We start from the raw sequence: 11,358 nt of genomic DNA, 5'->3' as shown, positions 1-11,358 counted from the left end.
TAATTTATTTTTTTTAAACCTTTTAAAAAAAAAAAAACAACAAAAAATCTGAATCCAATAATATGATAATTGTTCAAAATTTCAAAATTAAAAAAAAAAATAAAATCCGTTTAAATTAATATTATGAAAATTGTTTAAAAGTATAACAAAACATCTGTAAAATATTTTTAACAAACCTAAAATTTTTTCATCAATATTTTGCCGTATTCTCCATGATTTTAGTTTGAATATTTCCATATTGTTCATCAAAAATATATTATAATCAACAATTGTAATGTAAAATCAATTAAATACATTAATTATTTCAAAATATAGGGATATATTGAAATATGTTCAAAAAAATAAAATTACAAACAATACACAATCAATATTCTTAAAATTGTTCAAATTTCAAAATAAAAAACCAATAAAAATTTGATTCCATTCACATATATCTTCTCATTCAATTATATCTCATAAAGAATAGTAAATGAATAATGGCATCCTCATAAAAACTTTTTAAAATAAATTATTCCGTCAAAAATCATAAATTAAAATAGGAAAAATTTTTAGAAATAATTTAACTTCTAAAAATTTCACAAAAATATTAATGTCCTTTAATATAAAGAATAATTCCTGCAATAATAGCAATTAAACCTAAAAGAGACACTATATCGAAAGCAAGTCCCATCAATTTAAAGCCTAACTTTAAAAAGAAAGGTCCTAATGCACAGAATAATAATATTAAACCTACAATTATAGCAATTATCCCACCGAATCCTCTCATTGTTTCACCTCCATTTACTTAGTTAATTCTTTCCAATTAAATCTATTGATATACTCGTATATAAAAACTACATTTTTGACACAATAATCCCCCGGAAAAGTATTACCCATAACTTTTAAAGCAGATGAGGATGCATTTAAAAATGTTAAAGTTACTTTAAAAGTTAGTAAAAAACCTATTGTGACAACACCAAAACCAACCAATGAAAAAATCAAAAATAGAAAAATAAGAAAAAACCAATAAGGGATGGGTGAACTTAACTGAATCAGCCAATTAATGACATTTGATTTATGAATGTCAATCCATTCATTAATTTCATTTAAATTATAAATGAGGAGTTAATCCTCATCTACTATACAGATAATTCACAATACCAATAAGCCCTAAAATAAATGTTACCAGATAACCTAAAACTGCAATTAGAGGCATGTCAAACAACATTGGACCTCTGTCGATTGTCATCACTATTGAGGAACTCATTAAAAGTGCGGCAATTATTACAACTAATGAAAATTTGCTCACAATGCGGTCAAGATGGTCAATTTCAAATCTAAGACTCATTTCCCCATTATTTATTTTATGAATAGCATTTGCGAGAATTGGAGGCAATGATTTAAGCATATTCTTATAATAGACCAAACTGCCTTTTTTATTTCCCAAACTTTCTTTGATGTTCATTCGCTCTTCCATTGCTTTTTTGGCTATCGGTTCAATGGACGCCATAATGTCCATATCCGGATCAAGTGCAGTGGAATCAGCCTCAATCATGGATACTCCCCTAGCCATTGAGACGAATTCATTCGGAAGAACAACACCATAATCCTGCATAAGGTCCAGCAATTTGTTTAATATTTCATTTAATCCCCCGGAACTTTGTGAAAAATATCTGAAGAATAAATCACGAAGGTCACGTTTTAAACGGGTGGTATCCATAGCGTAATTTAAAATGCCCATGTACCTGAACTGATTAATCACACCATTAACATCCTGGTCCGCAATCAACATCAATAAGTCACAAAGATCTTTTCTAAAGCCATCGTCAAGAATTCCAACTGAACCCAGATCAATATAACATAAAACATTATCGTCCAAAATTATTACGTTGCCCGCATGAGGGTCTGCATGGAAAAATCCATCAAGAAGAACCTGCTTCATAAAAGAGTCAATTAGACGCTTAGCTAAAAGAGGCTTATCAAATTCTTCACTGTCGCTTTCAGATACCTCACTTAATTTTGTTCCATCGATAAACTCCATAGTAAGAACTTTTGAGGTGCTGTAATCGGAATATGCAATTGGAATATGAACTGTTTCATCTTCAGAGAAATTCTCTTCCAACTGTTTCATGTTGACCAGTTCATTGGTAAAGTCAAGTTCAATATTCATCGAATATTCGAATTCATCTATCATTCCAGGTAAATTGTATTTTCTAAATTCATCATTATATTTATGAATTTGGGATACAAGGTGCTTCATGACAGCTATATCATATTCAAGCGTATCGGCAATGCCTTCCTTTTGAACTTTAACTGCTACTCTCTCGCCGGATATTAATTTTGCTTCATGAACTTGAGCAATTGATGCTGTTGCAAGACTTTCCTTTGAAAATTCGGCAAAAAGATCATCAATATTTCCACCAAGTTCCTTTTCAACTATTCTTTTTACATCATCATAACTGATTGGAGGATTGTCATCCTGCAACTTTTCAAATTCGGTAGCAATACGCTCTCCAACCATGTCCGGCCTTGTGCTTAACAGCTGCCCCAATTTAATGAAACTGGTCCCCAGTTCCTGAAACATCAATCTTAAATTTACCGGAAGATCCGGGTCCAAAAATATGTCGTATTCCTCCTCTTTTGAAGGAATAATCTTCTCTTTTATGGTCTTACTCAGCAATTTGCCAAAGCCATATTTTCGCATTGCCGCAGTTATTTCACGTATGCGGGCTTTCATTTCTTTATCCATTTTAATCACTTGAAATTTAATAGGATTCTGTGTATGCTCCGTGTTTTAAAAAAGATTTTTCCTGCATGAAAAATCATGGAACATCATTATTAAATTATCCGATTTTTTTAAATTGACTTACAAAGCACAGATGTGAATTTTAGTACTTTAAACACTTGCATATTAATTTTTAAAATACATAACATATAAATATGTTGATTAAATTATAATTTTATTTAAAAATTAGTCTAAAAAATAATCAAACAAGTATAAAAAATAATAAATATGTTTAAAATATATAAAACTTTATTTAACTAATAAATTAAACAATTTTTATGATAATTGACTATAATTAAAATTTGTTGATAATTATGTAAATAAATTCAATAATTTTCAATTATCCTAATTTCATAAAGAAAAATATACATAAAAAAAATGAATTAATATAAAAAATTTTACAAAACAAACTATTGAAAAATAAATAATATTAAAAAAAAATTAAATTTCAAAAAAATTAAAAATTATTAAACAATTAAATAAAATATTTCATTTTGAAAAAAATATTTTACATAATAGTTATATATCATATGAACTAATAACAATTAATGAGGAATAATAATGATTGAGTCTGACAAATTAGGTTATAGAAAACATGTTTTGGATGAGTTTGAATTTGAAAATGGTCAGATTCTTCAAGATGTTGAAGTGGAATATACAACCCGTGGACTTCCAAAATATGATGAAGAAGGCAATATTGTCAACGCAATTATCTATTGCCATAGATACAATGGAAATTGCTTATCCATTGAAGATCTCAATCAGCTACTCGGTTCAAAAAGCGAGTTATCAGATTTTAATTTTTTTTACATATCAATTACTTCATTAGGTTTTCCAGAATCATGTTCACCATCCACAACCAATTTAAAATTTGATTTTCCAAAATACACTATTAAGGATTGTGTGAATTTTAAAAGAAAATTTTTAGCTGAAGAATTTGATATAAGCAATGTCCTTGGTATTCTTGGTGTTGGAAGAGGAGGTTATGAAGCCTTCACTTGGGGATGTGAGTATCCCGATGAAATGGAATTTCTAATTATAGGCCACAGCTCTTTTAAAACAAACGGTTATCGCTACATTACTTCCAAAGCCCTAAACAATTTAATCGAGTCCTCTGATGCATATTTGGATGCTGTCTATAGTGACCCGTTAACAAAAATAATGTTTTCAATCAACACCTTAATTTATTCCCAGTATTTCTCCAAAAAATCATTTCAAAATTTTTCTCAAGAAGATCTTGATGTTCTTATAGATACTTTTGTTGAGGAAGGCTCTTCTGATGACATCTATGATTTTAAATTTAGAAATGATGCTGCATTAAATTATGATGTGGAGGATAAATTATCCAATATTAAAGCGAAAACATTTATTTTCTGTGCTTCTGAAGATGGTTATTATTCTCCTGAATTTGACGTTTATCCTCTTAAAGACAAAATTGAAAATCTAGAAATCTATATTTTCGATGACCAGGAATTTGTCTACAAGTATGACTATTCAGTATTTGTAAATCCGTTTAGGGAATTTTTAGAAGAATTTAAAAAATAGATTAATTTAATTTTGCATCAATTTCTTAAATGAATAAATGTGAAATAATAATTTTCTTATCATTTAAATATATGAAACATTTTTTTACATTCAATGAAAGAAAAAAATTAAATACCTCAACTAAAATTAGTTGAGGAACTTATTTGAGATACCTTACAATCTTTAGAGCATCAGTTGTAACAATTGCTGTATGATCAGTATCCTCAATTAAGATGAACTCGGCATCCCTTGCAATATCTTCCAATCTGCCCTCATCATATTGTTGATCAGCAGCCAGATAAATTACAGGAGTATCATTGATTTTTGCAGTTGGGAAGTCCCATTTGGAGTTTACAACAAACATTTCCATCATCTTATCCATTAACTCATCATGGTCTGGTCCTAACTCATCCACATCAAAGCCCATATCATATAGTTCATTAATAGCAGTCAATGCTTCTTCCTTATCCGGAACTTCATAATTGTAGAATTCTAAGGTACCATCAATTAAGATACATTTTCCTATTTGACTATCTTTTTCCAATTTTTCGACAATCAGCAGTGCAAAAATACAACTTAATGAATAACCAACAATAATGTCTCCATCCTGGAAGATGTCTTTGATTGCATCATAATATTTTTCAAGTGTCATATTATGGTCAGTATTTTTGATTTCATCAATTGTTAAATCAAATTTGAAGTCATCAATAAGATAAACATTTCCTTCAAATTCAAGACTGTCGACCAAATATGAATATACCATAGACATCCCCCCCCAGCGGAGGCAGTATAAACATATTTTGGTCTGAAGTGCCTTCTTTGGCCAGATAGAATCCATATTCTGTTTGATCTTCATCAATGAATTTTGCAATTTGATAAGGAGTTTTATTGCTAAATATTACACGAGCGTTAACAGTAATATCATATTTTGACAAGATTGAGATTATTTTAATCGCAGTTATGGAATCTCCACCAAGGCGAACAAAGTCATCATATATACCAATATTTTCCTGATTAAAGACCTCTTCAAATGCTTCAACAATATATTTTTCAGTTTCAGTGGTTGGCTCAACATATTCAACTTGCAATTGTTCAACGTTGACTTCAGGCAATGCACGTTTGTCAACCTTACCGTTTACATTCAATGGAATGCTGTCCAATTTCATCACATATGATGGAATCATGTATTCTGGTTTGCGCTCATCAACATAATCACAAACAGCAGTCTTAAGTTCATCGCCCTCTAAATCATCTGATACGGCAATCTTGAAGCAACAGATGATGAGATAATTGCCGCTTCCAAGAAAGCGAATGCAGATAAATTCATAAGACAACTTCCAGAAGGATATAACACCCTCCTAACTGAAGATGGAGATAATATATCCCAAGGTCAAAGACAACTCCTAACAATAGCAAGAGCGATTATTTCCAATAAGGAAATCTTGATTTTAGACGAAGCAACATCTAATGTGGATACAAGAACAGAATTACTGATTCAGGAAGCTTTAGACAAGCTTATGGAAAATAAAACTAGCTTTGTAATTGCCCATAGATTATCAACCGTTAGAAATGCCGACAAAATACTTGTGCTCGGGAAAGGCAGGGTAATTGAGCAAGGAACCCATGAGGAGCTTTTAGCCAAAAAAGGATACTACTACAATACACTGAAAACTCAAGAGAATATCTGATTAGAATTTGAATAACTTACAAATTTATCAAACTGTCCAATAATTTTCAAATTTTTTAAATTTTTAATTTTTTTTATTGATTATATTTTTCAAAACAATAATTTTGGAAATTAGTTATATTAATTTGGTTATTTTTTGAAAACTTTTTTACGTTCATCCCGCAAATTTATAATTAAAAAATTTTTTTCAAAAATTTTTAATAATTTTAAAGAAATTTATTAATTTTATAGTAATATGATTATTTTTTTAAGTTAAAAATTAAATAATATTTAAAAAAAAATCAATATATTTAAGTATTGTGCATTTCAAAATATATATCAAGTGAAAAAAAATCTTTGGATATGATATCATGACTAAAAAAGAAAAAATTGATAAAAGTTCAACCACTTCGGCATTAACCGCTGAAGAGATATCTGAAAAATACACAGTTCCAGAACTAAAATACATTTTAAGAGAAAACGGTTTGAAAGTTTCAGGAAAAAAGCAAGACCTCGTTGAAAGAGTTTTGCCAATCTTAAACGAGAATGTTTCTGATGATTCAGAATTAATGGAAACCGAACAAGATTCCGACTCTGCAGATGCAGCTTCTCCACTTGACATGCAAGTGACTTCTGCACTCACAATGTTTGGAATCGATTATGAGAAGTTAGACATTGAAGACAAAACCGTTATGGGAGATTCTACCAATTTAAAGATTAACGGTTTTACCCAAAATGGTTTGAGCATGTCCGATTTAACAATATCACTGGCGGCCGCTTCAGATTCATCTAATGTTGATTTGGAAATGAATATTCCTGAAGTTTCCTATACTGACTTTGAAAATACTATCTTCACATTCAAAAATCTTGATTTGTCAATTTTGCCTAGTTCAGATCCGCAAAGCCTTGCGTTTTCAGCAATTATGGACAGTTTAGAAATAATAACCGATTCATATTATGTAAACTTAAAAGGTCTTAATTTGCTTTTCAAATCTTACCCTGATTATGGTGTAAGTTTAGATATTAATATAGACAGCTTCATATATCCTGATTTTAATGATACAAGCATTAACTTCGAAAATCTTGATCTTAACATATCATTAGGATTGGATGGGCAAAGTCTTGCAATATCAGTAGATTTACCTAAATTAAATCTCTTAAACAAAAACTATAGGGTGAACTTATCCGACTTGAATCTAAATATCACACTGCCGGATACACAATTATCCAGTCTTGATTTATCCATATTAATGTCAGATTTCCATTACACAAACTTCGATGACGTTCACGTTAATATGAATAATTTGGATGTATCAATTGAACCTATAATTTCAGATTATGTTACTGTAATTACTCGTATGGATGTTTTGGATGCAGCGGGCTTAAATTCTTTCGATGAAATGTTCCCAATGTTAGATTTTAGTGCAGTAAACATTAAAATACCTACTAGTGATTCAGAATCACCAATTACCCTGACTTCCACTATGCCGCTTTTAGACATTTCCAAAATGGGCATATCCGCCATTGCAGAACTATTGAGTACAGGATTTGACCTTGACACCTACATGAGCAATCTGCCTGGTCAATATCAAGGTCTATCATACGGCGATGCTGTCGACATTTCAGGTGACGAGATTTCAGGCTTTGATTTAGTCAGCATGTTTGAAAATTGCGATTATTCAGGTTTAGATGCAATCAAACTTGATTTAACCGGATTGCTTGATTCAGCAGACATTGACTTATCCGAATTCGGAATTGATGTAGCAGACTATGAATTGTCCGAGATTAGCCTGTCAGAAATCATCGATGCATTAAAGAATTCCGAATTTGTCATGACCGCTATTGGCGCAATTGGAAAACTATCCGCAATTGACTTCAATAATCTTGACTTCAGTGGCTTAATAAGTGGCTTTGATACAGAAAACTTTGACATATCCAGCCTATTGGCCGGTCTAAACCTATCCGACCTGGACCTTTCCTCCATTATAGATATGTTCAGTAATTTCGGCGGAGTATTTGAAAACCTCGATTTATCATGCTTAGGCGCAATCGAACTTAACCTAACCGGATTGCTTGATTCACTAGGAATTGACCTATCTGACCTTGGAATTGACACTTCAGGCTTTGACCTATCCGCAATCAGCCTTGCAGAAGTTATATACCTCTTAAGCAATCTTGAAATTGACATGGACACAATTACAGCCATGTTAAAATTATTCGGCCTTAATTTAGAAGACATTGATTTAGATGGACTAATAAGCAGCTTTGATGTGGAAAACTTTGACATATCCAGCCTATTGGCAAGCCTTAACCTATCCAGTTCAGATCTTGCAGACATCATAGAAATGTTCACCAAATCAGACATTGACCTTGAATCCGTATTTGAAAACTGCGATTTATCATGCTTAGGCGCAATCGAACTTAACCTAACAGGATTAATTATTTCACTAGGAATTGACCTATCTGATTTAGGAATTGACCTGTCAGATTATGATTTGTCCTCAATAAGCTTGCCAGAGCTTATAGAAATCATTGGCAATCTTGAAATCGACATGAACACAATTTCAGCCCTGTTAAGATTATTCGGCCTTGAATTGGATGACCTTGATTTCAATGGATTAATAAGTGGTTTCGATGAAGAGAACTTTGACCTATCCAGCCTATTAGGAAGCCTTAACCTGTCTGACTCCGATATTGAGGCCATTACAGATATGTTCACCAAATCAGACATTGACTTTGCAGCCATATTTGAAAACTGCGATTATTCAAGTTTAGATGGAATGGTGCTAGATTTAACCGGATTAATTGATTCACTAGAAATTGACGTGTCTGAATTAGGTATTGACCTATCAGACTACGACCTATCCGCAATAAGCTTGCCAGACCTTATAGGCCTTTTAAGCAATCCTGATTTAGACATGAGTGACATTACATCCAAGTTTGACATATCCAATCTAGATAATCTTGAGTTGGATGGCCTAATAAGTAGCTTTGATGCAGAAAACTTTGACATATCCAGTCTATTGGCAAGCCTTAACCTATCCGACTTAGATGTTAATGGCCTTATAGAAATGTTCACCAATTCAGACATTGACTTTGAAAGCATATTCGAAAACATCGATTTATCATGCTTAGGCGCAATCGAACTTAACCTAACCGGATTGATTGTTTCACTGGGCATTGACATAACTGACCTCGGAATTGACCTGTCAGAATACGACTTAACTGCAATCAGCCTCGCAGAAGTTATAGGCATCTTAAGCAATCTTGAAATTGACATGAACACTGTTGCAGCTGTATTAAAATTATTCGGCCTTGAATTGGATGACCTTGATTTAGATGGCCTAATAAGCAGCTTTGATGTGGAAAACTTTGACATATCCAGCCTACTGGCAAGCCTTAACCTATCCGACCTGGACATTAATGCTATTATAGGCATGTTCACCAATTCAGACATTGACTATGCCGCAATATTTGGAAACCTCGATTTATCATGCTTAATGGCAATCGAACTTAACCTAACCGGATTGGTTGATTCACTGGACATGGACTTATCCGAGTTAGGCATTGATCTAGCAGACTACGACCTATCTGCAATCACCCTTGCAGAACTTATTGGCGTCTTTAGCAATCTTGACTTTGACATGAACACCATTTTAATAATGTTAAAGTTATTCGACATTGAATTGGATGACCTTGATTTGGATGGTCTGATAAGCAACTTTGACGAAGAAAACTTTGATATGACAAGCCTATTAGAAAGCCTTAACCTATCCGAGCTGGACATCTCCGCTTTGATGGAAATGTTCACCGACCCGGATATGGACTTTGCCGGCGCATTTGAAAACTTCGATTATTCAAGTTTAGGCGCAATCAAACTTGACTTATCCGGATTGCTTGATTCAGCAGGAATTGACTTAACTGAATTTGGCATTGACCTTTCAGGCTATGACATATCCGCAATCAGCCTCGAAGAACTTATTGATGCATTATGCAGTTCCGAATTTATCATGACTGCCGATGCAGCTATCTCAAAATTGCTCGATATTGATTATGATAATCTTGATTTCGATGGTCTGATAAGCAGCTTTGATGCAGAAAACTTTGACATGTCAGGTCTATTGGAAAGCCTTAACTTATCTAATTTCGATGTTTCCGGCATTTTCGGCAATTTCGACATGAACGGTATTGATATAGCGGAATTCTTGAATGGCTCATTAAGTATGCTCATTGAGAAAACTCTTCCTGAAGAAACACAATATTAAGATAGGCACTTAAAAGAGCTACTTCAAAGAAATAAATTAAAATCAAACAGAATAATAGTGGAATAAATTTCACTATTATCAATTATTTTTAAAGAATCTTATGAGAGACATTGACGAACTTAAAAAAACCCCCGGACTGTCATTGAAAAGATATCTGATACTGTTCTTTGCAAATTTGATTGGATTGTATTTAATTAGTTTCGGATTGGATTTTACCGTTACCAACCTTTATAGAGTTGTGCTGTTCATATTTTTCATCAGCATTTTCAATGCCGTGTTATGGCCACTTATTACAAAGGTATATATGCCTATTATGGTTTGGACTTTCGGAATTGGGGCCCTGATTATAAATGGAGGGCTATTTGCTTTTTTCGGACCCTATTTCGGTTTAAACATTAGTGGATTGGGAGTGATTCTTGCACCATTGACAATATCACTGATTACAATAATACTATCTACCATATTTGGACTTGAAGATGATGGGGCATATTACCAGGCTGTGCTGAGGGAAGCTCAACTTAAAAGAAAAGGGGAAGTTAAGGATTATCCTGGAGTGATAATCGTGGAGATTGATGGGCTTGCCTACAACGTTTTACGTGAGGCTGTTGACAGGGGAGTTATGCCTACCGTCAAGTCAATGATAGATGGTAAAACCCACAAACTTAAGAAATGGGAAACTGATCTCTCATCACAGACAGGAGCCAGCCAGGCTGGAATCCTTCATGGAAATAATGAAAACATCACCGCTTTTAGATGGATTGAAAAAGAAAACGACAATCAGGTAATGCAGTGTTCAGGAGTTACAAAGGTTAAAATACTTGAAGAAAGAATATCCGATGGAAACGGATTGCTTGTTGAAAATGGAGCGAGTAGATCAAACTTATTTTCAGGAGATACTGACAATGTGATTTTCACCTTCAGCAAAATAACTGACTTGAGAAAGCTGTATAACGGCGCATGGTTTTCCATATTTTCAAATCCAAACGAATTCGCACGTATAGTCGTACTGGTCATTGAAGACATGATTCATGAAATATATTCCCAACTGAAACATAAACTATTAAACATCCAACCAAGGATTTCACGAGGAATCACATATATCCCAACAAGAGCTGGAACCAATGTATTCATGAGGGAAA

Annotated in this window: 8 protein-coding genes and 1 pseudogene; 5 read left to right on the top strand and 4 right to left on the bottom strand. The window is 32.7% G+C overall.

What is annotated here, in order from left to right; all coding sequences use genetic code 11:
* Nucleotides 1-586 precede the first annotated feature (586 nt).
* The gene (locus tag ACJMLZ_RS06365) at nucleotides 587-766 is read right to left on the bottom strand and encodes a hypothetical protein (protein ID WP_405304655.1); all 180 of its coding nucleotides are present in this window, start codon (nucleotides 764-766) and stop codon (nucleotides 587-589) included.
* Nucleotides 767-1,111: 345 nt separating this feature from the next.
* Complete coding sequence (locus ACJMLZ_RS06360; protein ID WP_405304654.1) at nucleotides 1,112-2,728, bottom strand: ABC1 kinase family protein; 1,617 nt, start codon at nucleotides 2,726-2,728, stop codon at nucleotides 1,112-1,114.
* Nucleotides 2,729-3,325: 597 nt separating this feature from the next.
* Between ACJMLZ_RS06360 and ACJMLZ_RS06355 the strand changes: the two genes are divergently transcribed.
* A complete protein-coding gene (locus tag ACJMLZ_RS06355; RefSeq protein ID WP_405304652.1) occupies nucleotides 3,326-4,309 on the top strand; it encodes a homoserine acetyltransferase in 984 nt (327 codons plus the stop codon).
* 139 nt (nucleotides 4,310-4,448) lie between these two features.
* Here the strand turns inward: ACJMLZ_RS06355 and ACJMLZ_RS06350 are convergent, their stop codons facing one another.
* Complete coding sequence (locus ACJMLZ_RS06350; protein ID WP_405304650.1) at nucleotides 4,449-5,051, bottom strand: hypothetical protein; 603 nt, start codon at nucleotides 5,049-5,051, stop codon at nucleotides 4,449-4,451.
* Nucleotides 5,020-5,622 carry a phosphopantetheine-binding protein gene (locus ACJMLZ_RS06345; protein WP_405304648.1) on the bottom strand — a complete coding sequence of 201 codons (603 nt, stop codon included), beginning with the start codon at nucleotides 5,620-5,622 and terminating at the stop codon, nucleotides 5,020-5,022. The genes ACJMLZ_RS06350 and ACJMLZ_RS06345 overlap by 32 nt, the downstream gene beginning before the upstream one ends.
* On the opposite strand from ACJMLZ_RS06345, the pseudogene ACJMLZ_RS06340 reads away from it, so the two are divergent.
* The 4 genes and pseudogenes from ACJMLZ_RS06340 to ACJMLZ_RS06325 all read left to right on the top strand — a co-directional run.
* A pseudogene (locus ACJMLZ_RS06340) lies at nucleotides 5,575-5,694 on the top strand (hypothetical protein); the annotation flags it as partial. The gene ACJMLZ_RS06345 and the pseudogene ACJMLZ_RS06340 overlap by 48 nt on opposite strands.
* Nucleotides 5,695-5,730: 36 nt before the next feature.
* Nucleotides 5,731-5,976: a hypothetical protein gene (locus ACJMLZ_RS06335; RefSeq protein ID WP_405304646.1), complete on the top strand. Its 246-nt coding sequence runs from the start codon at nucleotides 5,731-5,733 to the stop codon at nucleotides 5,974-5,976.
* Between the two features lie 349 nt (nucleotides 5,977-6,325).
* Nucleotides 6,326-10,219, top strand: a complete 3,894-nt coding sequence (locus ACJMLZ_RS06330) for an SAP domain-containing protein (RefSeq protein WP_405304644.1) — start codon at nucleotides 6,326-6,328, stop codon at nucleotides 10,217-10,219.
* A gap of 100 nt (nucleotides 10,220-10,319) precedes the next feature.
* A partial coding sequence (locus ACJMLZ_RS06325) for a phage holin family protein (protein WP_405304642.1) occupies nucleotides 10,320-11,358 on the top strand: 1,039 nt, incomplete at its 3' end.

This window comes from Methanobrevibacter sp. (assembly GCF_045126245.1).
In the GTDB taxonomy this organism is placed as follows: domain Archaea; phylum Methanobacteriota; class Methanobacteria; order Methanobacteriales; family Methanobacteriaceae; genus Methanocatella.
This window is presented reverse-complemented; position numbering and strand designations above follow the sequence as displayed.

Excerpts from the sequence above, each read along its gene's own strand:
- ACJMLZ_RS06360 (WP_405304654.1), bottom strand. The coding sequence starts at position 2,728 with ATGGATAAAGAAATGAAAGCCCGCATACGTGAAATAACTGCGGCAATG.
- ACJMLZ_RS06355 (WP_405304652.1), top strand. The coding sequence starts at position 3,326 with ATGATTGAGTCTGACAAATTAGGTTATAGAAAACATGTTTTGGATGAG.
- ACJMLZ_RS06350 (WP_405304650.1), bottom strand. The coding sequence starts at position 5,051 with ATGGTATATTCATATTTGGTCGACAGTCTTGAATTTGAAGGAAATGTT.
- ACJMLZ_RS06365 (WP_405304655.1), bottom strand. The coding sequence starts at position 766 with ATGAGAGGATTCGGTGGGATAATTGCTATAATTGTAGGTTTAATATTA.
- ACJMLZ_RS06330 (WP_405304644.1), top strand. The coding sequence starts at position 6,326 with ATGACTAAAAAAGAAAAAATTGATAAAAGTTCAACCACTTCGGCATTA.